The following is a 23,091-nucleotide window of genomic DNA, read 5'->3' as shown; positions in this document are numbered from 1 at the left end:
ACCGTTGTCTCAGGATATTTCACGACGGAATGGCGGTAACGCATTGAGGATCGCCTTGCCGTAGCGCTGGGTGACCAGGCGCCGATCGAGCAAGGTGATGGTGCCGCGGTCTTCTTCGGTACGCAGCAGACGCCCGCAGGCTTGGACCAGCTTCAACGAGGCGTCAGGCACCGAGATTTCCATGAACGGATTGCCGCCACGGGCCTCGATCCACTCCGACAGCGCCGCCTCGACCGGGTCGTCCGGCACCGAGAACGGGATCTTGGCGATCACCACGTGCTCGCAGTACGCCCCCGGCAAGTCCACCCCTTCGGCGAAACTGGCAAGACCGAACAGCACGCTGGAATCGCCGCCATCGACCCGCGCCTTGTGCTTGTTCAGGGTTTCCTGTTTCGACAGGTTGCCTTGAATGAACACTTGCTTGCGCCAGTCGCGGTCGAGGCCATCGAACACGTCCTGCATCTGTTTGCGCGAGGAGAACAGCACCAGCGTGCCGCGCGAGCCTTCGACCAGATCCGGCAACTCGCGGATGATCGCCGCGGTGTGAGCCGCGGCGTCGCGTGGGTCGGCCTTCAGATCCGGCACCCGCAGCACACCGGCGTCGGCGTGATGGAACGGGCTCGGCACCACGGCGGTGACGGCTTTTTTCGGCAGACCGGCGCGCATGCGGAAACGGTCGAAAGTGCCCAGCGCGGTCAGCGTTGCCGACGTCACCAAGCAGCCGTAGGCCACGTTCCAAAGGCTGCGGCGCAGGGTTTCGGCGGCAAGAATCGGGCTGGCGTTGACCTCAATGTCGAACAGCGAACCGCTTTCGGCCAGCGTCAGCCAGCGCGCCATCGGCGGGCTGTCTTCCGGGTCTTCGGCGGTGAACGCGGTCCACAACTCCCAGTTGCCCGACGCCCGCGACAACAGGCTGCCGAACAGCGGATACCACTCCTCGGCCTGATTGCTGGCGATGCCGATGTTGACCTCGCCGTCCATGCCTTCCTTGAGCAGGTCGGTCAGGCGGGTGAACAGATCGTTGAGCCGCGAATAACCCTTTTTCAGCTCGATGCCCATTTCGCGCATGTGCTCGGGAATCACCCCGCCGACGAAACGATGGCGTGGTCGTTCGCGACCTTCGACGTCTTCGCCGGGTTTGAAATCGGCAATCTGCTCGCACGCGGTGAACATGAACTGCTGCTGGGTCTTGATCTCGCGCGCCAGCTCGGGCACTTGCTCGATCAGCTTGCCGAGATCGCCCGGCAGCGGATGCTGGGCCAACAGTTTGGTGAGGTTCTTCGCGGTGGTTTCCAGCCAGTCGGCGGTGGAACGCAGACGCGTGTAGTGGGCGAAGTGGCCGATGGCCTTGTCCGGCAGGTGGTGACCCTCGTCGAATACGTAAATGGTGTCGCGCGGGTCGGGCAGCACCGCGCCGCCGCCCAAAGCGAGGTCAGCCAGCACCATGTCGTGGTTGGTGACGATCACGTCGACCTTGCCCATGCCTTCGCGCGCCTTGTAGAAAGCGCATTGGCCGAAGTTCGGGCAGTGGCGATTGGTGCACTGGCTGTGATCGGTGGTCAGGCGCGCCCAGTCGGCGTCTTCCAGCGCGTTGGGCCAGCTGTCGCGGTCGCCGTCCCATTTATTGCCGGCGAGCTTCTCGATCATGCTGGTGAACAGCTTCTGACTGGCCTCGTCGACCTCGATCTTGAAACCTTCCTCTTCGAACAGCTGGGCGGTGGCAGTTTGCGCGTGGCCTTCCTGCAGCAGCATGTCGAGCTTGGACAGGCACATGTAGCGGCCACGGCCCTTGGCCAGCGCGAAGCTGAAGTTCAGCCCGCTGTTGCGCATCAGGTCGGGCAAGTCCTTGTAGACGATCTGCTCTTGCAGAGCCACGGTCGCGGTGGCGATCACCAGGCGCTTGCCGGCCAGTTTCGCCGTGGGGATTGCCGCCAGGCTGTAGGCCACGGTCTTGCCGGTACCGGTGCCGGCTTCCACCGCGACAATCGCGGGGTCGCCACTGCGCCGGCCTTCGTCGTCGGTGTCGATATCCCCGAGGACTTTGGCGATTTCAGCGATCATCAGGCGCTGGCCGTAACGCGGCTTGAGGCTCTTGGCTTCAAGAAAACGCGAATAGGCGCCCTGGATCGTGGTTTTGAGTTCAGTGCTGATCATTGATTGTCGGGCGCTAAAAACGCTGGATAAATTTTCAGTGGTTTCGGATGGCGGCTATCATACCCCGCTAATTAATCCTGCGCAGAACGGAGTGCCCCAATGACACCTTTTAGCCTCGTTTATCCGCTGCATGTCCTGTCCGCCCTGGTCTGGGTCGGCGGCATGTTTTTCGCCTGGATGGTCCTGCGCCCGGCGGCGGTAAAGGCTCTCGACGGCCCTGGCCGCCTGACCTTGTGGGTGGAAGTGTTTCAAGGTTTTTTCCGCTGGGTCTGGGTCGCGGTGATTCTGCTGCCGATCAGCGGCGTCGGCATGTTGCACTTGCAGCAGGTCGGATTCGAGACCGCGCCGAAGTACGTACAGGTGATGATCGGGCTGTATGTGGTAATGACGGCGCTGTTTATCCGGATTCAGGGCTTGATGCTGCCGGAATTGCGTAAAGCAGTGGAAGCCAAGGACTGGCCGGCGGGTGCGGCGGTATTGGGGCGGATTCGCCGAGTGGTGGGGATCAACCTGATTGTCGGGTTGGTGCTGGTGGCGATTGCGGCGGCGCGGCCGATGTTCTGACCCGCTGACGGCAAGCACTAAAAGCACTATTTGAGGTGAGGGGATTTAACCCCTCACCTCAATTGCGAACAGTGCTGTTATTCAGAGACGCTGTACGGTCACAGCCCCCGCCGCACCCACCGGCCCAGGCTGACCATCCGCCCCGGCCTTGCCGTTCTTGCCGCCATCGGCGCGATACACCAGGCAGCCCTTGGACTGGCCGCCCTTGCCCGCCTTACCGCCAACACCCGCTGGACCACCGGCGCCGCCCGCAACGTTGACCTTGATCAGCTCGGCCGGGAACTCACGCGGTACTTCGAGACGCACCAGCGCCCCAGGTGCACCCGGCTGGCCGTCACTACCATTGCTGCCGTCAAAACCATGACCGGCCGCGCCCCAGGTGCAGCCCGGATCTTCGCCGTTGCCGCCATCCAGGCCGACGAAACCCGGTGCGCCGGTGCCGCCACGGGCATCGACAAACAGTTTTGGCGCGTTCAGTGCCTTGAACTGCAAATTCAGATTACGCCCGGCACGGGCGGCTTTTTCATAGGTGCCCGGCGCGCCGCGTGCGGTGATCAGGCTGCCTTCGGACAGTTCGGCACGAATGACTTTCATGTCCAGCGCCTGTTCACTCGGGACGATCGCGATGCGCGCTTCATGGCCCAGACGCAATTCACCGACGGTCAGCTCGGTCACATTGGCAGGAATCAGCAAGGTGCCGTAGTCCGCCACGTCCAGGCGTTCCAGCTGCAAGGTGCTGGCGGTGTTGGGCAAACGCATCAGGGAGTTGGTTTCGACGCTGACCACCTGGGCGCAGGCCAGAGGACTGATGAGTGCAGCGAGCAGGCAAAGTTTACGCATGGGAAGAAGCCTCCGGAGCGGCCGGGGCCGGGATGGTTTGCAGGTGAAAAACGCCGAACAGCAGGATGCGCAGACGGTCGCGCCACGGGTTGGGACGCCCTTTGAGGCGCGAGAAAAGCAACTCCAGCACATGCAGCGCCAGCAGCGAGGCACCGGCCAGATTGACCAGCGCATGCAGCGGATGCACAAACGGCAGCAGCAGATTGACCACCACCACGCACCAGAACAGCAGGGTCAGCAAACGCCCCAGCCCCCAGAAAACCTTCATACGCTCCCCCGTGTCGGAATTATTCTTTGGGCGCACAGTAACGGCTTACGCGGGGGATAAGCCAGAGGGGCAAAAGAAAAAACATTTGTCAGTCGTCGGATCGCTGCCGGTTCGACGACGATCGTCGACCGGCAGCTCTAGCCTGCGGACTACAGACAAGTCCTAGCGATTGATATGCAACTCCACCCGACGGTTTTTTGCCCGTCCCTCGTCCGTTGCGTTATCAGCCACCGGCTCGCTCTCGCCGCGCCCTTCACTGGTCAGTTTGTCCGGCGCCAGGCCCTGACTCAGCAGGTACGCCGCCACGCTGCTGGCGCGTCGTTCCGACAGTGCCTGGTTGTAGGCGTCCGAACCTTTGCTGTCGGTATGGCCGATAACCTTGATGCTGACCACGTCGGCGTTGCGCAATTTGTCCATCAGCGTATCGAGCTGGGCCTTGGCGGCAGGGGTCAGGTCCGACTTGTCGAAATCGAACAACACATTGCCGGCATCGCTGAGGGTGATGACTTCCGATTGCGGCGCAGGTTCGGGAGCTTTTGCAGTGACCGGATATTGCGGCAGCGGACAGCCGCGATGATCGACCGGGGTATTGGCCGGGGTGTCAGGGCAACGGTCGCGGCGGTCGAACACGCCATCGCCGTCTTCATCGCCATCCTGGGCATAACAGATCAGCCCGCCAGTCAGAATCCCCAACGCCGCACCGCCACCGGCCCAGCCGCCACTTTCAATGGCGCCAAGACCGCCACCGACCAGCCCGCCGATCAGGCTGCAGATCGGCCACGTACGTTGATTGAGAGGGGCATCGCCATCGCTATGAGTGGCGCAACCGGTGAGCAGGCTGCCCAGCAGCACCGGCAAGACGGACCTTGAGAAAACAGTCATTGTGAAAGCTCCTGTGTCACCGGCCCATACCGGTTACACAGGAGTAAAGACCCGCATCCGCGACTGCACAAGCCGCAGATGCGAGAGGGGCTAGCGGACGATTTTGATTTCGGTACGACGGTTCTGTGCGCGACCGTCTGCGGTTTTGTTATCCGCCACTGGCTGGCTTTCACCCATGCCCGAGACCGAAACGAAGCTGGCACGCGGCACACCCTGCTGGATCAGGTATTCCACCACCGAGTGCGCACGGCGATCCGACAGTTTCTTGTTGTAGGCATCGCTGCCGACGCTGTCGGTGTGGCCGGTCACGGTCAGTTGCGCCGTGGACGACTCTTGTTTCAGGCGCGTGGCGACTTTATCCAGCACCTGTTTGTCGGAGCCGGTCAGGGTGGCTTTGTCGAACTGGAAGTGCACATCGCGAATGACGATAGTTTCTTCCTTGACCACAACCGCCTCTTCTACCACTGGCGCAGGGGCAGGTGGTGGGCAGCCGTCAGCATCGACCTGCACGCCTTTAGGCGTGTGCGGGCACTTGTCGCGACTGTCCGGCACACCATCTCCGTCTTCGTCGCCATCACCGTGCACCCAGCAATAGGCCGCTGCCGTACCACCGACAATCAGCGCGCCGTAGCCGGCCCACGACGAACTTTCCGTCGCGCCGAGACCGGCACCGACTACACCACCGACCGCCGCACAGGTCGGCCAGTCGGTTTTCTGCAAACCTGCGCAACCAGTCAACACACTGGTTAGCAGAATCAAAGGTAATGCTGTCCGAACTATGCTCATCTGGTTTTCTCCTGAGGGATCGGCTTAGAACCGATTCACGGAGTAAAGACCGGAGTTTTAATCTCCGCCAGCAATAGGCCACTGGCATTTGGGACCGTGTTCACAGGGATTCGGCACTTTTGCCGCCCGCGGCAAATCGGGGTCTAGGCCGGATCCGTCTGGCGCGCTAGTCTTGGCGATCTGATTGAGGAGCTTCGATGAACGTCGCCATTTCTTCGCGCACGCCGCAACAGGCGCTGGCTGCTTTACTGGATCGCTATGCCCCGGCGCGTTTACTGCTGATCGGCGCCAGCGAATTTCCGGCGCTCGCCGCTTTCAAGCAGGCACATCCGGACACCTGCGTGGCCCACGCCGCACCCGGTGCATTGCCCGCCGAACTGGCGGCGCGGCGCTTCGACCTGGCGCTGGTGGTCGATTGCCTGGAGCACCTGCCCAAGCGTGACGGCTTGAATCTGCTGGGCGGGATTCGCAACCTCAACGCCAGTCGCATTGCAGTGCTGGCGGATCTGCCGGCCAGCGGCTGGCAGGAAACCGATTTCTACTCGCTGGCGCTGCAGGCCAGTGAACGCTTCCAGCGTGACGATCAGGTACTGACCCTGTTCACCTATGATCTGCTTGACTACAAACAAGTCCCCGACTGGCTCAACTCGCGATTCTGGGCCAATCCGGAAAACTTCGGCAAATACTGGTGGTAATGCAATGAGTACAGCCATTTGCCCGTGCGGCAGCGGCAACCTGCTGGAGGCCTGCTGCGGCCACTATCACGAAGGCCACCCGGCGCCTTGCGCCGAAGCGCTGATGCGTTCGCGCTACAGCGCCTACGTGCTGGGGCTGATCGATTATCTGGTGGCCACCACCCTGCCCGCCCAGCAGGCCGGTCTGGATCGCCAGTCGATCAGCGCCTGGAGCGCGCAGAGCACCTGGCTGGGCCTTGAGGTCGAAAGCTCGGAAGTGTTCGGCGGCCAACCCGAGCATGCCTTCGTCACCTTTACCGCGCGCTGGCACGACAGCCAGGGCGAACACAGCCACCGCGAGCGCTCCTCGTTCGTGCAGAACGCCGGGCGCTGGTACTTCATCGACCCGACCGTGCAGTTGAAGCTGGGGCGCAATGACGCGTGCCCGTGTGCCAGCGGGCAGAAGTTCAAGAAGTGCTGTGCGGGGTATTTCGGCGCATAAAGGGAAGTGCCGACTAGACTGGGCACAAAGGGAGTTTTTTCGATGCTCGGTCACTGTCGCACACTGCATGGCTTGTTATTGATGCTGATCCTGAACCTCGGCGGTTGCGCCTCATGGTTCAGCGACGACAGCGTCGACCCCGCCGTGCACCTGGTAAAAGTCGAGGTGGTGCGGGCCAAGCTGCTCGAACAGAAATTCATCCTGCACTTTCGCATCGACAACCCCAACGACAGCGACCTGACCGTGCGCGGCATGGAATATCGCATTCATCTGGCAGACCTGTTGCTGGCCGAAGGCGAGCATGAACACTGGATCACGGTAGGGCCGAAAAGCAGCGCGTTCTATCGGATACCGATTCGCACCAACCTGTGGCCGCGGGTCAAGGACGTGGTGAAAATGCTGAAAAGTCAGCACCAGCAGGTGCCCTATCGATTGCAGGGCGAGATGGAAACCGGTTTATTCATCGCCCACTACGTGCACCTGGAGCGCAATGGCGTGATAATCCCCGCCGATTTAATTCCGGAGCACAACCGATGACTCAGCAACCTCATGTCCATGGCCCTGACTGCAACCACGATCATGACCATCATCACGATCACGACCATGGCCATGTCCACGGCCCGAACTGCGGCCACGCCCACCAGGAACCGGTGCGCAACGCCCTGAAAGACGTCGGCCGCAACGACCCTTGCCCATGCGGCAACGGCAAGAAATTCAAGAAGTGCCACGGCGCTTGATGCTTCAGGTGAAGATATTCTTCGCCTGACACATTGCCTTCGCGAGCAAGCCCGCTCCCACAGTTGACCGCGTTCCCGCTGACTGAACGCAGTCGACTGTGGGAGCGGGCTTGCTCGCGAATGGGCCGGTACATTCACCCCCAAAATGTTCAGACAGCCGCCAGAATCTGCGCAGCGCTGACCACCGTCGCATACTCCCCCTGCAAATTCCCCAGCGACATCCCGTGCACTTCTTCGGCTGAACGCGGTGTGCCGAAATAATCGGCCTTGTCGAAGGTGAAACACGCATCCTCCGCCACCCACGCCTCAAACCCCAGATTGCCCGCCGTGCGCGCTGTGGATTCCACCGAGTTGTTGGTCGCTACACCAACAATGATCAATTGCCCGATCCCCGCCTCATGCAGCTGCGCTTCCAGCCCCGTGGCACAAAACGCATCCGGTACCTGTTTCTGGATCAGCCATTCACCGTCCTGCGGCATGAATCGCTGCTGAAATTCCACCCCTGACTGCCCGGGCCAGAACACCGAATCCGGTTCACGCGACAGATGCTGCACATGAATCACCGGCCGCCCGCTACTGCGCCACGCCCTCAGTAAATCGAGCATGCGTTCTTCGGCCTGTGGATTATTCCGCCTACCCAGTCGCGGCTGTAGAATGCCTTGTTGCTGGTCGATGATGATCAGTGCAGCGTTGGCCTTCAGCTCCATGGCGTCTTCTCACGAGAGTCATTTGATTCCCGCACTTCATCACCCACCCCTGCAAATAAGCAAGCCATCAGACAATCATCGATCAATGGCAAGAAATAACCACTCGCCCCGCTTGCGCGGCCATCTCCTGCTCACTAACGTAGCGGCTTTATTGCGCCCCCAGCCTCTACACCCCCGCAGGAGCTTTGCCATGGCCTCGCCAGCCCTTACACATTTTCTTCCCCGGTTCGGCGTTGCCGCAGCAGTGACCGGTGTCTTGAGCCTGTCCGGTTGCCAGACCTGGAACGCGCAGGACACCCTCCCGCCTACCTCCGGCGTGCAACCGCTCAAGGGCCTGGCGCAGAACGTTTCGGTGCGACGCAATGCCATGGGCATGCCGTTGATCGAAAGCAACAGCTTCCACGACGCACTGTTCACCCTCGGTTACGTGCACGCCAGCGACCGCATCAACCAGATGGTCACCCTGCGCCTGCTGGCCCAGGGGCGTCTGGCGGAAATGTCCGGCGCCTCGATGCTCGACGCCGACCGCTACATGCGCGCGGTCAACCTGAAGAAAAGCGCCGACGAGCTGTACAAGGCCTCGTCGCCACGCCTCAAGCGTTTCTTCGAAGTCTATGCGCGGGGCGTCAACGCCTACCTGTTCCGCTACGCCGACAAACTGCCGGGCGATCTCGCCGCCAGTGGCTACAAGCCGGAATACTGGAAACCGGAAGATTCGGCACTGATGTTCGCGTTGCTGAACTTCAGCCAGTCGGCCAACCTGCCGGAAGAGATTGCCTCGCTGGTGCTGGCGCAAACCGTGAGCAGCGACAAACTCGCCTGGCTGACCCCGTCCGCACCGGATGAAAACCTGCCACTGGCCGAGGCTGACAAGCTGCAAGGCCTCAAGCTCAACGGGCAGATTCCCGGCCTGACGGAGCTGAGCAACGCCAGCCAACAACTGGCGGCGGTGAATCTGCTCGGCGCCAGCACCTCGAACAACTGGGCCATCGCCCCGCAACGCAGCCGCAGCGGCAAAAGCATTCTCGCCAGTGACAGCCACGGCCCACTGGCGGCACCGTCGCTGTGGACCTTCGTGCAGATCCGCGCGCCGAAGTATCAGGCTGCCGGTGTCACCGTTGCCGGTTTGCCGATGGTCCTCGGTGGCTTCAACGGCAAAGTCGCGTGGAGCGCCACCAGCGTGCTCGGCGACAATCAGGACCTGTTCCTGGAAAAAATCCGCCGTCAGGGCAACAGCCTGACCTATGAGGTCAATGGCAAATGGCAGCCGCTGGGCGTGCGCAACGAAACCTATTTCGTCAAAGGCCAGCGACCAATTCGCGAAGCGGTGTACGAAACCCGCCACGGCGCGCTGCTCAACAGTGCTCAGGCCATACAGGGCAACGGTTTTGGCCTGGCCCTGCAAACCCCGAGCTTCACCGACGACAAATCACTGGACGCATTTTTTGACCTGACCCGCGCGCAGAACGTTGAACGCGCGTCAGACGCCAGTCGCGAGATCCGCGCCATCGCCCTGAACATGGTATTCGCCGACGCCAGCAACATCGGCTGGCAGGTCACCGGGCGTTTCCCCAACCGTCGCGAAGGCGAAGGTTTGCTGCCATCGCCGGGGTGGGAAGGTCGTTACGACTGGGACGGTTACGCCGACCCGATGTTGCACCCGTACGATCAGGACCCGACCCAGGGCTGGCTCGGCACCGCCAACCAGCGGGTCATTCCTCACGGCTACGGCATGCAGTTGTCCAACTCGTGGGCGGCGCCGGAGCGCGGTGAGCGCTTGGCGGAACTGGCCAACAGCGGCAAACAGGACGGTCGCAGCGTGATCGCCATGCAGTACGACCAGACCACCACCTTCGCTGCCAAGCTGAAGAAAATGTTTGAAGCGCCGGGCATGAAGCAGCCGCTGAAACAGGCGATCGACGCCCTGCCGGAAGCCGATCGCAGCAAGGCGCGCGAGGCCTTCACCCGGTTGATGGCGTTCGACGGCAAGCTCAACCCGACCTCGGCGGATGCGGCGATCTATGAACTGTTCCTGCAAGAAAGCATGAAGCAGATCTTCCTCGATGAGCTCGGCCCGGAGTCGAGCCCGGCGTGGAAAGCCTTTGTTGCCAATGGCGACTTGTCCTACGCGGCGCAGGCCGATCACCTGCTCGGGCGCGAAGACAGCCCGTTCTGGGATGACTTGCGTACACCGCAGAAAGAAGACAAAGCCGTGATTCTGGCGCGCAGTCTGGCCGCCGCGATCAACGCTGGCGACAGTCAGTTGGGTGGCGATCGCAAGGCCTGGCAGTGGGGCAAACTGCACAGCTACACGTGGAAAAACGCCAACGACCAGACCGTTCGTGGCCCGCTGGCAGCCGGTGGCGATCACACCACGCTCAATACCGCGGCGTTTGCCTGGGGCAAGGACTTCAACACCACGCGGGCGCCGTCGATGCGTTTCATCGTCGATTTCAGCCAGGCTGAGCCGCTGATGGGGCAGAACGGCACCGGCCAGTCCGGCAACCCGGCCAGCCCGAACTACCTCAACGGCATCGACGCTTGGCTCAAGGGTCAGTACATCGGCTTGCCGATGCAGCCGCAGAACTTTGACCGGGTGTATGGCAAGACGCGTTTGACCCTGACCCCCGGCAAATAAACGCAGTTCCCTTGTGGGAGCGAGCCTGCTCGCGAAGACGGAGACACAGTCAGAATAGATGTGTCAGTTAAACCGCTTTCGCGAGCAGGCTCGCTCCCACATTGGTTTTGTAGCGACTCTAAAATAATCGATAGAACTTCCGGACTCGCGCCAACCTCATAGCTAACAAGCCCCCCATTCTGGTAACGACATGGACCTTGTTATCGCCCGCCCCGAAGGTTTGTATTGCCCTGCCGGGGATTTCTACATTGATCCGTGGCGCCCGGTCGAGCGCTCGGTGATCACCCATGCCCACGGCGATCACGCCCGTAACGGCAATCAGCACTACCTTGCCAGCAGCGCCAGCGAAGGGATTTTGCGTGCGCGTCTGGGTCAGGACATCAACCTGCAAACCCTCGCCTACGGTCAGAGGCTGACCCATCACGGCGTGACCTTGAGTTTCCATCCCGCCGGGCATGTGCTCGGTTCGGCCCAGGTGCGTCTGGAATACGGCGGCGAAGTCTGGGTCGCATCGGGAGATTACAAGATCGAACCCGACGGCACCTGTGCGCCGTTCGAACCCGTGCGCTGCCACACCTTCATCACCGAATCGACTTTCGGCCTGCCGATCTACCGCTGGCAACCACAGGCGCAGGTGTTCAGCGAGATCAACCAGTGGTGGCAGGCGAACATCGCGGCGGGCAAGGCCAGCGTGCTGTTCTGTTATTCGTTCGGCAAGGCTCAGCGGATTCTGCACGGCATCGACGCCAGCCTCGGCCCGATCCTCAGTCACGGCGCCGTCGAGCCGTTGAACCGGGTCTACCGCGAGGCCGGCGTGTACCTGCCGCCGACGATCTACGCCGGCGACATCAAAAAATCCGACCCGATCATGCGTCAGGCGCTGGTCATCGCCCCGCCCTCGGCCGGTGGCAGCACCTGGATGCGCCGGTTCGGTGACTACAGCGACGCCTTCGCCAGCGGCTGGATGCGCCTGCGCGGCACTCGCCGGCGGCGTGGCGTGGACCGTGGTTTCGTGCTGTCGGATCACGCCGACTGGCCCGGCCTGCTCTGGGCCATCGAACAGACCGGCGCCGAACGGGTGATGGTCACCCACGGCTCGATCGGCGTGCTGGTCCGGCATCTGCGCGAACAAGGCCTGGACGCGCAGGGTTTCAACACCGAATACGGCGACGACGAAGAGGAGAACATTGGCGCCGAGCCGGTTATCGCCGAGGTGCAAGCATGAAAGCCTTCGCCGAGCTGTACGCCGAACTCGACGCCACCACGTCGAGCAACGCCAAACTGGCAGCGATGCAAACCTACTTCGCTCAAGCAGCACCGCAGGACGCGGCGTGGGCGGTGTACTTTCTGTCTGGTGGACGTCCGCGGCAACTGGTGCCGGTGCGCATCCTGCGCGAACTGGCGGTGGAAGTCTCGGGACTGCAACCGTGGCTGTTCGAGGAAAGCTATCAATCCGTTGGCGATCTGGCGGAAACCATTTCCCTGGTGCTGCCGGAAAATTCGCACAGCTCCGAGGCCGGTCTTGCCGAATGGATTGAAGACAAGCTGCTGCCGCTGCGCGGTGAAACCCCGGAGTACCTCGCCCGCCACCTGCCAGCGCTGTGGGCGCAACTGGATCGGCCGAGCCTGATGCTGTGCATCAAGCTGATCACCGGCAGTTTCCGCGTCGGCGTGTCGAAATTGCTGGTCACCCGCGCATTGGCGTCGATGGCCGGCCTCGACAGCAAACGCGTGGCGCAGCGGTTGGTGGGGTACACCGACCTGTCAAACCGGCCGAACGCGGCCAGCTACCTGAAACTGATCGCGCCGGAATCCGCCGATGAACATGCGCAACGTGGCGGCCAACCCTACCCGTTCTTCCTTGCGCATGGCTTGTCACAACCGGTGGAGGAGTTTGAAGCGCTGCTAGGGCCGGCGAGCAACTGGCAAGTGGAATGGAAGTGGGATGGCATCCGCGCGCAGGTGGTCAAGCGCGAGGGTCGGCTGTGGGTCTGGTCGCGGGGTGAAGAACTGGTGACCGAGCGTTTCCCCGAGTTCGACACACTGGTCCACGCGTTACCCGACGGCACGGTAATCGACGGCGAAATCGTGGTCTGGAAAAGCACCCATCCGAGCACCGAAGACGCCTTCGATCCGCAATCGAGCGCACCGCCGGCGGTGCAACCGTTCGCGCTGCTGCAGCAGCGCATCGGGCGCAAAACCCTCGACAAGAAAATCCTTGAAGAAGTGCCGGTGGTGGTGCTCGCCTACGATTTGCTGGAGTGGCAGGGCGAAGACTGGCGCAACCGTCCGCAGGCCGAACGACGCGCACAACTGGAGCAGGTCATCGCTCACGGTAACAACCCGGTGTTACTGGCCTCGCCGATTCTCACTGGCAGTGACTGGTTCGACCTCGCCCAGCAGCGCGAAGCCTCACGGCGCCTCGGTGTCGAGGGCATGATGCTCAAGGCCCGCGACGCCCTGTATGGCGTAGGCCGGACCAAGGACATGGGCGTGTGGTGGAAGTGGAAGGTCGACCCATTCAGCGTCGATGCGGTGTTGATTTATGCCCAGCGCGGACATGGCCGGCGCGCCAGTCTGTACAGCGATTACACCTTCGCCGTGTGGGACGGCCCGCCCGAGTCCAGCCAACGAGCGCTGGTGCCGTTCGCCAAGGCCTATTCGGGGCTGACCGACGAGGAAATGCGCCAGGTCGACAGCATCGTGCGCAAGACCACCGTGGCAAAGTTCGGCCCGGTCAGCAGCGTCAAGCCGAGTCTGGTGTTCGAACTGGGTTTCGAAGGCATCGCCCTGTCGCGGCGACACAAGAGCGGCATCGCCGTGCGTTTTCCAAGGATGCTGCGCTGGCGGCAGGACAAGACGGTGGATGAGGCCGACAGCCTGGCGACGCTGCAGGATTTGCTGGCCTGACCCGGTTTCCGGGGACACCGATCACATTTAACTGGATGAACGCCCTGTGGCGAGGGAGCTTGCTCCCGCTCGACTGCGCAGCAGTCGCAAAACGATGGTCTATTTGAAAAATCCAGGGGAGTGCTTCGCCCTCCAGCGGGAGCAAGCTCCCTCGCCACAACGGCTCATCCCAGCACCTAAAAATGCGTGCATCGACCCAAGTTGGTGCAGCCTTCAACAGCCGCCCATTCCCGTGCACCAATCCCTCTCCCTCCTCCCTCCCCCAACCTTTTAAAACACTTGTTCGGGACTCTGGTTCGGAAATTGCTACTTTCTATAGGTCGTACGCGTTCCAGTAACAATAATTCTGCGCCACAAGCGCTCATATTGGTTCTTAGGGATTGAATAATGAAAAAAGCATTGCTGACCCTTTCTGCACTGGCGTTGTGCATGGCTGCCGGCTCCGCGCTGGCGAAGGAATACAAAGAGCTGCGTTTTGGCGTTGATCCTTCCTACGCACCGTTCGAGTCGAAAGCGGCCGACGGCAGCCTGGTGGGCTTCGACATCGACCTGGGCAACGCGATCTGCGCCGAGCTGAAGGTCAAGTGCAAATGGGTTGAAAGCGACTTCGACGGCATGATTCCGGGCCTCAACGCCAACAAATTCGACGGTGTGATCTCGTCGATGACCGTGACCCCGGCCCGTGAAAAGGCGATCGACTTCTCCAGCGAGCTGTTCTCCGGCCCGACTTCCTACGTGTTCAAGAAGGGTTCCGGCCTGAGCGATGACGTCGCGTCCCTCAAGGGCAAGTCCGTCGGTTACGAGCAAGGCACCATCCAGGAAGCCTACGCCAAGGCCGTACTGGAGAAGGCCGGGGTGAAAATCCAGGCGTACGCCAACCAGGATCAGGTCTACGCCGACCTGAAAAACGGCCGTCTCGATGCCTCGATCCAGGACATGCTGCAAGCCGAACTGGGCTTTTTGAAGTCGCCTGATGGCGCCAACTACGAAGTCAGCAAGCCGGTCGACAGTGAATTGCTGCCAGCCAAAACCGCTGTCGGTATTAAGAAAGGTAACAAAGAGCTGAAGGCACTTTTAGATAAAGGTATCAAAGCGTTACACGATGACGGCAAATACGCCGAGATTCAAAAGAAACACTTTGGCGATCTGAATCTGTACAGCGGTAAATAATGCCCTGGCGCCCATCACTCGATGGGCGCCTTTTCCATCCGCTCAGGTTGCTGATTTATGTTCGAAAACCTCTTACAAAATCTGGGGCTCTCCGCCTTCAGCCTCAAGGGCTTCGGTCCGTTGCTGTTGGAAGGCACCTGGATGACCATCAAATTGTCCGCGTTATCGCTGCTGGTGGCCGTGTTGCTCGGTCTCTTGGGCGCCAGTGCCAAACTGTCGAAATCCAAACTGCTGCGCCTGCCTGCCCAGCTTTACACCACGCTGATTCGCGGGGTGCCGGATCTGGTGCTGATGCTGCTGATTTTCTACAGCCTGCAGACCTGGCTGACCGCCCTGACCGACGTCATGGAGTGGGACTACATCGAGATCGACTCTTTCACCGCCGGGGTGATCACTCTGGGCTTCATCTATGGCGCGTATTTCACCGAAACCTTCCGTGGGGCAATCCTCGCCGTACCACGCGGTCAGGTCGAAGCGGCCACCGCTTATGGCCTCAAGCGCGGCCAGCGTTTTCGCTTCGTGGTGTTCCCGCAAATGATGCGCTTCGCCCTGCCGGGCATCGGCAACAACTGGATGGTGATGCTCAAGGCCACCGCGCTGGTGTCGATCATCGGCTTGGCCGATCTGGTCAAAGCCGCGCAGGACGCCGGTAAAAGCACCTATCAACTGTTCTACTTCCTGGTACTCGCCGCCTTGATCTATCTGCTGATCACCAGTGCATCCAACGTCATCCTGCGCTGGCTTGAGCGTCGCTACGCCGCCGGTGCCCGGGAGGCCGTACGATGATCGAACTCCTGCAGGAATACTGGAAACCCTTCCTTTATACCGACGGTACCAACATCACCGGTCTGGCGATGACCCTGTGGCTGCTCAGCGCCTCGATCTTCATTGGCTTTCTGGTGTCGATCCCGTTGTCGATCGCCCGTGTGTCTTCGCATTTCTATGTGCGCTGGCCGGTGCAGTTCTACACCTACCTGTTCCGTGGCACGCCGCTCTACATCCAGTTGCTGATCTGCTACACCGGGATCTACAGCCTGGCCGCCGTGCGCGCGCAGCCGTTGCTCGACAGTTTCTTTCGCGATGCGATGAACTGCACGATCCTCGCGTTCGCCCTGAACACCTGCGCCTACACCACGGAGATTTTCGCCGGGGCGATCCGCAGCATGAACCATGGCGAAGTCGAAGCGGCCAAGGCCTACGGCCTGACCGGCTGGAAGCTGTACGCCTACGTGATCATGCCCTCGGCGCTGCGTCGCTCGTTGCCGTATTACAGCAACGAAGTGATCCTGATGCTGCACTCGACCACCGTGGCCTTCACCGCGACCATCCCCGACATCCTGAAAGTTGCGCGGGACGCCAACTCGGCGACCTACCTGACCTTCCAGTCGTTCGGCATCGCCGCGCTGATCTACCTGACCATCACCTTCGCGCTGGTCGGCCTGTTCCGCCTCGCCGAACGCCGATGGCTGGCATTCCTCGGGCCGACCCACTAGGAAAACCTGTAATGCGACACCAGATCCATGACCTGTTGGCCCCGGTGCCGGGGACCGCACGACAGATCCACAGCTTCCACTTCGGCCCGGAGCAGGCCCAAGGCAAGATCTACATCCAGTCCTCGCTGCATGCCGACGAAATGCCCGGCATGCTCGTGGCCTGGCACCTCAAGCAGCGACTGGCGGAGCTGGAAGCCGCCGGGCGCCTGCGCAGCCAGATTGTGCTGGTGCCGGTGGCCAACCCGGTCGGCCTCGAACAAGTGCTGATGGACGTGCCGCTGGGCCGGTACGAGATGGAGAGCGGGCAGAATTTCAATCGCTGGTTCGTCGACCTCAGCGAAGAAATCGGCAACGACATCGAGGGCAAACTGGGCGACGACCCGCAGCGTAACCTTGAGCTGATCCGCGCCAGCCTGCGCAACGCCCTCGCCCGTCAAACGCCCGGCACACAACTGCAATCCCAGCGCCTGACCTTGCAACGGCTAGCGTGCGATGCCGACATGGTGCTGGATCTGCACTGCGATTTCGAATCCGTGGTTCATCTCTACACCACGCCCGAAGCGTGGCCGCAGGTCGAGCCGCTGGCGCGTTACATCGAAGCTCAGGCCAGTCTGCTGGCCACCGATTCCGGCGGCCAGTCATTCGACGAATGCTTCACCCTGTTGTGGTGGCAACTGCAGGAGCGCTTTGGCGAACACTTCGAGATTCCGCTGGGCAGCTTTTCGGTGACCGTGGAATTGCGCGGCCAGGGTGACGTCAATCACCCAATGGCCAGTCGTGACTGCCAGGCCTTGATCGATTACCTGATCCAGTTCGACGCGATCGTCGGCGAGACCAAGCCGCAGCCGCCCCTGCCGTTCCCCGCCACGCCGCTGGCCGGCGTCGAACCGGTGACCACGCCGGTGGGCGGCTTGCTGGTGTACACCGCCACGGCCGGGCAATACCTGCAAGCCGGGCAACAGATTGCCGAAATCATCGACCCGATCCACGACCGGGTCACCCCCATTCATTGCACTGCCGCCGGCCTGCTGTACGCCCGCTCGCTGCGGCGCATGGCTACTGCCGGCATGGTGATCGCCCACGTGGCGGGCGCCGAAGCCTATCGCAGCGGCTATCTACTTTCGCCTTGAGGATGTCTGTCCCATGTACAAATTGACTGTTGAAGGTCTGCACAAAAGCTATGGCGACCATCAGGTACTCAAAGGCGTTTCGCTCAAGGCCAAAACCGGCGACGTGATCAGCCTGATCGGCGCCAGCGGCTCGGGTAAAAGCACCTTTTTGCGCTGCATCAACTTCCTCGAACAACCCAACGACGGCGCCATGAGCCTCGATGGCCAAGCGATCCGCATGGTCACCGACCGCCACGGCATGCACGTCGCCGACCCGAATGAACTGCAACGCCTGCGCACGCGACTGGCCATGGTGTTCCAGCATTTCAACCTGTGGAGCCACATGACCGTGCTGGAAAACATCACCATGGCCCCGCGCCGGGTGCTGGGTTGCAGCAAGCAGGAAGCTGAAGACCGCGCCCGCCGCTACCTGGACAAGGTCGGCCTGCCGGCGCGTGTTGCCGATCAGTACCCGGCGTTTCTCTCTGGCGGCCAGCAACAGCGGGTGGCGATTGCCCGGGCGCTGGCGATGGAGCCGGAAGTGATGCTGTTCGACGAACCGACCTCGGCACTCGACCCGGAGCTGGTGGGTGAGGTGTTGCGGGTGATTCAGGGTCTGGCTGAAGAAGGTCGGACGATGATCATGGTGACCCATGAAATGAGCTTCGCCCGCAAAGTCTCCAGCCAGGTGTTGTTTTTGCATCAAGGGCTGGTGGAAGAAGAAGGCGCGCCGGAAGACGTGCTGGGCAATCCGCGCAGCGAACGGCTGAAGCAGTTCCTCAGCGGGAACCTCAAGTAACAGACGCAGATAATAACCTGTGGGAGCGGGCTTGCTCGCGAAAGCGGTGTGTCAGTCAAAACTGTTCTAACTGGCACACCGCTTTCGCGAGCAAGCCCGCTCCCACAATGGTGTAGGTAATCGCACAAAATTAAACTTGTCCCGCAACGGCGCGGTCACTGAAGGAACACTTTCAGAGCGCACGCCGCCGGTATGCCCACCTCCACCGACTTCGCAAAACTCTGGTTCAGCGCACGCAACTGGAAGCCGTTCGCCTTTCAAAAGCAGGTGTGGGCCGCCGTCAAACAAGGTCAGTCGGGGTTGCTCCATGCCAGCACCGGCGCCGGTAAAACCTATGCGGTGTGGTTCGCCGCGCTCAACCGCTTCGCCCGCATCAAACCCAGCGTTGCAGACAGCAAAAAACGCAAAACGCCAGCCGAACCACTGACCGTGCTGTGGATCACGCCGATGCGCGCTCTCGCGGCCGACACCGCGCGCGCCTTGCAAGCGCCGGTCAGCGATTTGCAGATTCCGTGGAGCATCGGTCTGCGCACCGGCGACACCAGCAGCGCCGAACGTGCGCGTCAGGGCCGGCGCCTGCCGACCACGCTGATCACCACCCCGGAAAGCCTGACCCTGCTGCTTGCCCGAGCCGACGCCAGGACTGCGTTGTCGAGCCTGCGGATGATCGTTGTCGATGAATGGCACGAACTGCTCGGCAACAAACGCGGCGTGCAGCTGCAACTGGCCCTCGCCCGTCTGCGCCATTGGCAACCCGAGCTGATCGTCTGGGGCGTTTCTGCCACCCTCGGTAATCAGGCCCACGCCGAACAGGTGCTGATCCCACAGGGCGGCGGGATCAGCGTGCAGGGCCAGAGCGAAAAATCACTCAAGGTCGACACCTTGATCCCTCCGGCCATCGAGCGGTTTCCGTGGGCCGGGCACATCGGTCTGAAGATGCTGCCGCAGGTTGTTGCCGAACTGGACGCCTGCGCCAGCAGCCTGGTCTTCACCAACACCCGCGCGCAGTCGGAAATCTGGTATCAGGCGTTGCTCGAAGCGCGGCCGGACTGGGCCGGGCTGATCGCGCTGCACCACAGTTCACTGTCCCGCGAGACCCGCGACTGGGTCGAGCAAGCGTTGAAGGACGGCAAGCTGAAAGCCGTGGTCTGCACCTCGAGCCTGGATCTGGGCGTGGACTTTTTACCGGTGGAACGGGTGCTGCAAATCGGCTCGGCCAAAGGCGTAGCGCGGCTGATGCAACGCGCCGGGCGCTCCGGTCACGCGCCGGGGCGCACCTCGCGAGTGACGCTGGTGCCGACCCACAGCCTGGAACTGATCGAAGCCGCCGCCGCAGGCGATGCCGTGGCGCAACGACTCATCGAACCGCGCCTGTCGCCGCACAAACCGCTGGATGTGCTGGTGCAGCATCTGGTCAGCATGGCGCTGGGCGGTGGCTTTATTCCCGAAGAGCTGTACGAAGAAGTGCGTGGTGCCTGGGCTTATCGTGATCTGACACGGGCAGATTGGGCCTGGGCGCTGGCTTTCGTACGTCATGGCGGGCTTTCTCTGACGGCCTATCCGGATTACCGCCGGGTCGAACCGGATGAACACGGCGTCTGGCGCGTGCCCGATGCGCGATTGGCGCGCCGTCATCGCATGAGCATCGGCACCATCGTCAGCGACGCGAGCATTAATCTGAAATTCTGGAGCAAGGGTGGCGGCGGCAAGCAGTTAGGCAGTGTCGAGGAAGGCTTTATCGCGCGGCTGAAACCGGGCGATGGCTTTCTGTTTGCTGGGCGCCTGCTGGAGTTGGTGCGCGTGGAAAACATGACCGCGTACGTCAAACGCAGCACCGCGAAAAAAGCCGCCGTGCCGCGCTGGAATGGCGGGCGGATGCCGCTTTCCAACGAACTGGCCGCCGCCGTGGTCAGCCGCTTCACGGCGGCAGCACGGGGCGAGTTCGTCGGCCCGGAAATGCAGGCGCTGCAACCGTTGCTGCAAACCCAGGCGCACTGGTCGGGTCTGCCCACCTCCAACAGTCTGTTGGCCGAAGCGCTGAAATCCCGTGAAGGCTGGCACCTTTTCCTTTATCCGTTTGCCGGGCGCCAGGTGCATCTGGGGCTCGCCAGCCTGTTGGCGTGGCGCGTCAGTCAGCGCCAGCCACTGACGTTCTCGATTGCGGTGAATGATTACGGGCTGGAGTTGCTCAGCGCCACGCCGGTCGATTGGTTCGAACAATTCGATACGGCGCTGCTCAGCCCCGAGCATCTGATGCGCGACGTGCTGGCCAGCCTCAATGCCGGGGAGTTGGCGTTGCGGCGTTTTCGCGAGATCGCGCGGATCGCCGGGCTGGTGTTCGCCGGTTATCCCGGCGCGCCAAAAAGTACCCGTCAGGTGCAGGCCTCCAGCGGATTGTTCTTCGAGGTGTTCAAGCAATACGACGCCGACAATCTGCTGCTGGCCCAGGCCGGGGAAGAAGTCCTGCGCGAAGAATTGGATATTCGTCGTCTGGAACAGACATTGGAGCGGATCAACCGGATGAAACTGGACATGCACCTGATCAAACGTCCTACACCGCTAGGCTTTCCGTTGCTGGTGGAGCGCATGCGCGAAAGCATGAGTTCGGAAAAACTCGCTGACCGCATCCGGCGCATGGTCGGCGATCTGGAGAAATCCGCCGACAAGGGTCACGCCTCATGAGTGCAGCGTATCCAGTGCGCCTGGCCGGTGAAGAACTCTGGCTGCTGCCGGAAAAGGCCCTGTATTGGCCGGCGCAGCAAGCACTGCTGATCGCCGATGTGCATTTCGGCAAGGCCGCGGCCTATCGCAGCCTCGGCCAGCCGGTGCCACAGGGCACCACGACGGCGAACATCGAAGTGCTCGACCGCTTGCTGGCCAGACTGCCCTGTCGGCAATTGATTTTCCTCGGTGACTTTCTGCACGGCCCCGGTTCGCATGCGGCGGGCACGCTGAATGCATTGGCCGAATGGCGTGCACGGCACGCGGATCTGCCGATGACGCTGATTCGCGGCAACCACGACAAACGTGCCGGGGATCCACCGACGGCGCTGAATATCCGCGTGGTTCCGGAACCGATGCTGCTCGGGCCGTTTGCCCTGCAACACGAACCCGACCCCCATCCCGAACGACACGTGCTGGCCGGGCATGTGCATCCGGTCTATCGGCTCAACGGCAAGGGGCGGCAGCGTTTGCGGCTGGCATGTTTTCGACTGGGTGAGCGATTGAGCCTGCTGCCGGCCTTTGGTGCCTTTACCGGTGGTTATCAGGTCGAGAAAGACGCTCAGTGCAGGATTTTCGTCATCGGCGACAACGAAATATGGCCCGTCAGTTGAGGTCTTGGGCAAACCTCAGCTGACTGGCCATTCATAGAGTAGCGACTCAGGCCACTGGCGCGGGTGGCGGCTCGTCCGGCAGCGTCGGCTCGCCGGGTTCGGTCGGTTGTTCGTTAGGGGTGTCGGGATCAGGCTGACCGGGAATGCCGCCTGCCATATGGAAAGCCGGGTGTGCCAACAATGACCAGGCCAAAACGCCAACCTGATTGGGCTCAAGCCTTGCCAGTTGGGCGGTGATATGCGGATCGATCTTCATGCAACCTCCTCGGCGAAGGCCCGCTTTGCCAGAAGCAAAAACGGGCAGTACACCCCATAGAGTGTCTGCCCGCCAAAGAATTCCCGCGAACTGCCGGATGGATCAGGTACGCGGCAGGGTCACGCCACGCTGGCCCTGATATTTGCCGCCGCGATCCTTGTACGAAACTTCGCATTGCTCGTCGGATTCGAGGAACAGCATCTGCGCCACGCCTTCGTTGGCGTAGATTTTCGCCGGCAGGTTGGTGGTGTTGGAGAATTCCAGGGTCACGTGGCCTTCCCACTCAGGCTCGAGCGGGGTGACGTTGACGATGATGCCGCAACGCGCGTAGGTGCTTTTGCCCAGGCAGATGGTCAATACATTGCGCGGAATGCGGAAGTATTCGACGGTGCTGGCCAAGGCGAAGGAGTTCGGCGGGATGATGCAGACGTCGCTGTGGATGTCGACAAAGCTGCCGGCGTCGAAGTTTTTCGGATCGACGATCGCCGAATTGATGTTGGTGAACACCTTGAAATGGTTGGTGCAGCGCACATCATAGCCGTAGCTCGACACACCGTAGGAGATCACACGGCTGTCGTCGCTGCCGCGCACCTGGCGCTCGACGAAAGGCTCGATCATGCCGTGTTCCTGCGCCATGCGGCGAATCCACTTGTCCGATTTGATGCTCATGGCGGGTGTCCTGAATAGCGAGGTGGAAAAAATCTGTCCGGCATCTTACCGGGCGCGCCGCCGGGTTCAAAGTCCGCGCTGCAATTCTCGCCGAACACCCTGGAAATACAGGCCCTGGCGACGAACCGTCACACCGTCGATCCCTAAAACAGAGAAACCTTCGCAAGAAACATTGGCACGTTCCGGAAAAAGGGTTAAGGTGGCGCCACTGTGTTGCTTGTGTCACTGAGAATCTCTACACGATATGTTGAATTTCGATCCAACCATCTACAAGAATTTTTCCTGCTCTTTGCACTCAGTCTCGGCCAGGGTTCTTCCTGAGTCGCAGTTATCTTTGTTCAAGGAGTTACACCATGTCTAATCGCCAAACCGGTACCGTTAAGTGGTTCAACGATGAAAAAGGCTTCGGCTTCATCACTCCACAATCCGGTGACGACCTGTTCGTTCACTTCAAAGCTATCCAATCCGACGGCTTCAAAAGCCTGAAAGAAGGCCAACAGGTTTCTTTCATCGCTACCCGCGGTCAGAAAGGCATGCAAGCTGAAGAAGTACAAGTTATCTAACTTGTAGCTTCTTTAGAAAAGAGCCCCGCCCTCAA

At 61.4% G+C, this 23,091-nt stretch carries 24 protein-coding genes; 16 read left to right on the top strand and 8 right to left on the bottom strand.

All coding sequences use genetic code 11. The annotated features are described in order from the left end of the window. Positions 1-9 precede the first annotated feature (9 nt). Positions 10-2,154, bottom strand: a complete 2,145-nt coding sequence (gene dinG / locus ACM6I7_RS23070) for an ATP-dependent DNA helicase DinG (RefSeq protein ID WP_003222341.1) — start codon at positions 2,152-2,154, stop codon at positions 10-12. A gap of 99 nt (positions 2,155-2,253) precedes the next feature. On the opposite strand from dinG, the gene ACM6I7_RS23065 reads away from it, so the two are divergent. After that, positions 2,254-2,718: a CopD family protein gene (locus ACM6I7_RS23065; protein ID WP_096797516.1), complete on the top strand. Its 465-nt coding sequence runs from the start codon at positions 2,254-2,256 to the stop codon at positions 2,716-2,718. A gap of 81 nt (positions 2,719-2,799) precedes the next feature. On the opposite strand, the gene ACM6I7_RS23060 is transcribed toward ACM6I7_RS23065, so the two are convergent. From ACM6I7_RS23060 to ACM6I7_RS23045, 4 genes are all read right to left on the bottom strand, one after another. Next, the gene (locus ACM6I7_RS23060) at positions 2,800-3,558 is read right to left on the bottom strand and encodes a hypothetical protein (RefSeq protein WP_098967549.1); all 759 of its coding nucleotides are present in this window, start codon (positions 3,556-3,558) and stop codon (positions 2,800-2,802) included. Further along, a complete protein-coding gene (locus ACM6I7_RS23055; protein ID WP_027614360.1) occupies positions 3,551-3,826 on the bottom strand; it encodes a DUF1145 domain-containing protein in 276 nt (91 codons plus the stop codon). The genes ACM6I7_RS23060 and ACM6I7_RS23055 overlap by 8 nt, the downstream gene beginning before the upstream one ends. A gap of 162 nt (positions 3,827-3,988) precedes the next feature. Beyond that, positions 3,989-4,708: an OmpA family protein gene (locus ACM6I7_RS23050; RefSeq protein ID WP_414889345.1), complete on the bottom strand. Its 720-nt coding sequence runs from the start codon at positions 4,706-4,708 to the stop codon at positions 3,989-3,991. 90 nt (positions 4,709-4,798) lie between these two features. Beyond that, the gene (locus ACM6I7_RS23045) at positions 4,799-5,494 is read right to left on the bottom strand and encodes an OmpA family protein (RefSeq protein WP_027614358.1); all 696 of its coding nucleotides are present in this window, start codon (positions 5,492-5,494) and stop codon (positions 4,799-4,801) included. A 197-nt stretch (positions 5,495-5,691) separates the two neighbouring features. Here ACM6I7_RS23045 and ACM6I7_RS23040 point away from each other — a divergent pair, with 197 nt between their 5' ends. Genes ACM6I7_RS23040 through ACM6I7_RS23025 form a run of 4 tightly spaced genes read left to right on the top strand, consistent with a single transcriptional unit; the run spans position 5,692 to position 7,407 of the window. Further along, positions 5,692-6,189 carry a DUF6231 family protein gene (locus tag ACM6I7_RS23040; protein ID WP_027614357.1) on the top strand — a complete coding sequence of 166 codons (498 nt, stop codon included), beginning with the start codon at positions 5,692-5,694 and terminating at the stop codon, positions 6,187-6,189. A gap of 4 nt (positions 6,190-6,193) precedes the next feature. Beyond that, positions 6,194-6,670, top strand: a complete 477-nt coding sequence (locus ACM6I7_RS23035) for a YchJ family protein (protein ID WP_027614356.1) — start codon at positions 6,194-6,196, stop codon at positions 6,668-6,670. A 42-nt stretch (positions 6,671-6,712) separates the two neighbouring features. Further along, positions 6,713-7,207 carry an LEA type 2 family protein gene (locus ACM6I7_RS23030; protein WP_027614355.1) on the top strand — a complete coding sequence of 165 codons (495 nt, stop codon included), beginning with the start codon at positions 6,713-6,715 and terminating at the stop codon, positions 7,205-7,207. Then, positions 7,204-7,407 carry an SEC-C metal-binding domain-containing protein gene (locus ACM6I7_RS23025; protein ID WP_003198420.1) on the top strand — a complete coding sequence of 68 codons (204 nt, stop codon included), beginning with the start codon at positions 7,204-7,206 and terminating at the stop codon, positions 7,405-7,407. The genes ACM6I7_RS23030 and ACM6I7_RS23025 overlap by 4 nt, the downstream gene beginning before the upstream one ends. Before the next feature lie 149 nt (positions 7,408-7,556). Here the strand turns inward: ACM6I7_RS23025 and ACM6I7_RS23020 are convergent, their stop codons facing one another. Continuing rightward, positions 7,557-8,114, bottom strand: a complete 558-nt coding sequence (locus ACM6I7_RS23020) for a cysteine hydrolase family protein (protein ID WP_414889344.1) — start codon at positions 8,112-8,114, stop codon at positions 7,557-7,559. A 190-nt stretch (positions 8,115-8,304) separates the two neighbouring features. On the opposite strand from ACM6I7_RS23020, the gene ACM6I7_RS23015 reads away from it, so the two are divergent. The 10 genes from ACM6I7_RS23015 to pdeM all read left to right on the top strand — a co-directional run bounded on the left by ACM6I7_RS23015 (position 8,305) and on the right by pdeM (position 21,568). After that, a complete protein-coding gene (locus ACM6I7_RS23015; RefSeq protein ID WP_414889343.1) occupies positions 8,305-10,752 on the top strand; it encodes a penicillin acylase family protein in 2,448 nt (815 codons plus the stop codon). Between the two features lie 190 nt (positions 10,753-10,942). Continuing rightward, the gene (locus ACM6I7_RS23010; RefSeq protein ID WP_097086545.1) at positions 10,943-11,977 is read left to right on the top strand and encodes a ligase-associated DNA damage response exonuclease; all 1,035 of its coding nucleotides are present in this window, start codon (positions 10,943-10,945) and stop codon (positions 11,975-11,977) included. Further along, entirely contained in the window at positions 11,974-13,662 is a 1,689-nt protein-coding gene (locus ACM6I7_RS23005) for an ATP-dependent DNA ligase (protein WP_414889342.1), read from the top strand. The genes ACM6I7_RS23010 and ACM6I7_RS23005 overlap by 4 nt, the downstream gene beginning before the upstream one ends. Before the next feature lie 387 nt (positions 13,663-14,049). After that, positions 14,050-14,832, top strand: a complete 783-nt coding sequence (locus ACM6I7_RS23000) for a transporter substrate-binding domain-containing protein (RefSeq protein WP_003222321.1) — start codon at positions 14,050-14,052, stop codon at positions 14,830-14,832. A gap of 57 nt (positions 14,833-14,889) precedes the next feature. After that, the gene (locus ACM6I7_RS22995) at positions 14,890-15,618 is read left to right on the top strand and encodes an ABC transporter permease (protein WP_003222319.1); all 729 of its coding nucleotides are present in this window, start codon (positions 14,890-14,892) and stop codon (positions 15,616-15,618) included. Continuing rightward, a complete protein-coding gene (locus tag ACM6I7_RS22990) occupies positions 15,615-16,325 on the top strand; it encodes an ABC transporter permease (protein WP_097086541.1) in 711 nt (236 codons plus the stop codon). Before ACM6I7_RS22995 ends, ACM6I7_RS22990 begins: the two co-directional genes overlap by 4 nt. A gap of 11 nt (positions 16,326-16,336) precedes the next feature. Continuing rightward, the gene (locus ACM6I7_RS22985; RefSeq protein WP_097086538.1) at positions 16,337-17,455 is read left to right on the top strand and encodes a succinylglutamate desuccinylase/aspartoacylase family protein; all 1,119 of its coding nucleotides are present in this window, start codon (positions 16,337-16,339) and stop codon (positions 17,453-17,455) included. A gap of 13 nt (positions 17,456-17,468) precedes the next feature. Beyond that, positions 17,469-18,233, top strand: a complete 765-nt coding sequence (locus tag ACM6I7_RS22980) for an ABC transporter ATP-binding protein (RefSeq protein ID WP_123586990.1) — start codon at positions 17,469-17,471, stop codon at positions 18,231-18,233. Positions 18,234-18,425: 192 nt separating this feature from the next. Beyond that, positions 18,426-20,915, top strand: coding sequence for a ligase-associated DNA damage response DEXH box helicase (locus ACM6I7_RS22975; protein ID WP_414889341.1), 2,490 nt, complete (start codon positions 18,426-18,428; stop codon positions 20,913-20,915). After that, complete coding sequence (pdeM, locus tag ACM6I7_RS22970; protein ID WP_414889340.1) at positions 20,912-21,568, top strand: ligase-associated DNA damage response endonuclease PdeM; 657 nt, start codon at positions 20,912-20,914, stop codon at positions 21,566-21,568. Before ACM6I7_RS22975 ends, pdeM begins: the two co-directional genes overlap by 4 nt. A gap of 46 nt (positions 21,569-21,614) precedes the next feature. Here pdeM and ACM6I7_RS22965 read toward each other — a convergent pair whose 3' ends face one another. Beyond that, positions 21,615-21,824 carry a hypothetical protein gene (locus tag ACM6I7_RS22965; protein WP_027614346.1) on the bottom strand — a complete coding sequence of 70 codons (210 nt, stop codon included), beginning with the start codon at positions 21,822-21,824 and terminating at the stop codon, positions 21,615-21,617. Between the two features lie 102 nt (positions 21,825-21,926). Then, positions 21,927-22,493, bottom strand: coding sequence for a dCTP deaminase (dcd, locus tag ACM6I7_RS22960; RefSeq protein WP_003222308.1), 567 nt, complete (start codon positions 22,491-22,493; stop codon positions 21,927-21,929). Positions 22,494-22,846: 353 nt separating this feature from the next. Between dcd and ACM6I7_RS22955 the strand changes: the two genes are divergently transcribed. Continuing rightward, a complete protein-coding gene (locus ACM6I7_RS22955) occupies positions 22,847-23,056 on the top strand; it encodes a cold-shock protein (RefSeq protein ID WP_002554837.1) in 210 nt (69 codons plus the stop codon). Positions 23,057-23,091: the final 35 nt, after the last annotated feature.

The sequence above is a fragment of the Pseudomonas sp. IT-93MI4 genome (assembly GCF_949767635.1).
In the GTDB taxonomy this organism is placed as follows: Bacteria; Pseudomonadota; Gammaproteobacteria; order Pseudomonadales; family Pseudomonadaceae; genus Aquipseudomonas; species Aquipseudomonas putida_A.
This window is presented reverse-complemented; position numbering and strand designations above follow the sequence as displayed.

Coding starts and splice junctions, on each gene's coding strand:
- ACM6I7_RS22990 (WP_097086541.1), top strand. CDS start 15,615: ATGATCGAACTCCTGCAGGAATACTGGAAACCCTTCCTTTATACCGAC.
- ACM6I7_RS23055 (WP_027614360.1), bottom strand. CDS start 3,826: ATGAAGGTTTTCTGGGGGCTGGGGCGTTTGCTGACCCTGCTGTTCTGG.
- ACM6I7_RS23025 (WP_003198420.1), top strand. CDS start 7,204: ATGACTCAGCAACCTCATGTCCATGGCCCTGACTGCAACCACGATCAT.
- ACM6I7_RS22995 (WP_003222319.1), top strand. CDS start 14,890: ATGTTCGAAAACCTCTTACAAAATCTGGGGCTCTCCGCCTTCAGCCTC.
- dinG (WP_003222341.1), bottom strand. CDS start 2,154: ATGATCAGCACTGAACTCAAAACCACGATCCAGGGCGCCTATTCGCGT.
- ACM6I7_RS23060 (WP_098967549.1), bottom strand. CDS start 3,558: ATGCGTAAACTTTGCCTGCTCGCTGCACTCATCAGTCCTCTGGCCTGC.
- ACM6I7_RS23010 (WP_097086545.1), top strand. CDS start 10,943: ATGGACCTTGTTATCGCCCGCCCCGAAGGTTTGTATTGCCCTGCCGGG.
- ACM6I7_RS22975 (WP_414889341.1), top strand. CDS start 18,426: ATGCCCACCTCCACCGACTTCGCAAAACTCTGGTTCAGCGCACGCAAC.
- dcd (WP_003222308.1), bottom strand. CDS start 22,493: ATGAGCATCAAATCGGACAAGTGGATTCGCCGCATGGCGCAGGAACAC.
- ACM6I7_RS23015 (WP_414889343.1), top strand. CDS start 8,305: ATGGCCTCGCCAGCCCTTACACATTTTCTTCCCCGGTTCGGCGTTGCC.
- ACM6I7_RS23045 (WP_027614358.1), bottom strand. CDS start 5,494: ATGAGCATAGTTCGGACAGCATTACCTTTGATTCTGCTAACCAGTGTG.
- ACM6I7_RS22980 (WP_123586990.1), top strand. CDS start 17,469: ATGTACAAATTGACTGTTGAAGGTCTGCACAAAAGCTATGGCGACCAT.
- ACM6I7_RS22985 (WP_097086538.1), top strand. CDS start 16,337: ATGCGACACCAGATCCATGACCTGTTGGCCCCGGTGCCGGGGACCGCA.
- ACM6I7_RS23030 (WP_027614355.1), top strand. CDS start 6,713: ATGCTCGGTCACTGTCGCACACTGCATGGCTTGTTATTGATGCTGATC.
- ACM6I7_RS23050 (WP_414889345.1), bottom strand. CDS start 4,708: ATGACTGTTTTCTCAAGGTCCGTCTTGCCGGTGCTGCTGGGCAGCCTG.
- pdeM (WP_414889340.1), top strand. CDS start 20,912: ATGAGTGCAGCGTATCCAGTGCGCCTGGCCGGTGAAGAACTCTGGCTG.
- ACM6I7_RS23020 (WP_414889344.1), bottom strand. CDS start 8,114: ATGGAGCTGAAGGCCAACGCTGCACTGATCATCATCGACCAGCAACAA.
- ACM6I7_RS23040 (WP_027614357.1), top strand. CDS start 5,692: ATGAACGTCGCCATTTCTTCGCGCACGCCGCAACAGGCGCTGGCTGCT.
- ACM6I7_RS22955 (WP_002554837.1), top strand. CDS start 22,847: ATGTCTAATCGCCAAACCGGTACCGTTAAGTGGTTCAACGATGAAAAA.
- ACM6I7_RS23065 (WP_096797516.1), top strand. CDS start 2,254: ATGACACCTTTTAGCCTCGTTTATCCGCTGCATGTCCTGTCCGCCCTG.
- ACM6I7_RS23005 (WP_414889342.1), top strand. CDS start 11,974: ATGAAAGCCTTCGCCGAGCTGTACGCCGAACTCGACGCCACCACGTCG.
- ACM6I7_RS22965 (WP_027614346.1), bottom strand. CDS start 21,824: ATGAAGATCGATCCGCATATCACCGCCCAACTGGCAAGGCTTGAGCCC.
- ACM6I7_RS23000 (WP_003222321.1), top strand. CDS start 14,050: ATGAAAAAAGCATTGCTGACCCTTTCTGCACTGGCGTTGTGCATGGCT.
- ACM6I7_RS23035 (WP_027614356.1), top strand. CDS start 6,194: ATGAGTACAGCCATTTGCCCGTGCGGCAGCGGCAACCTGCTGGAGGCC.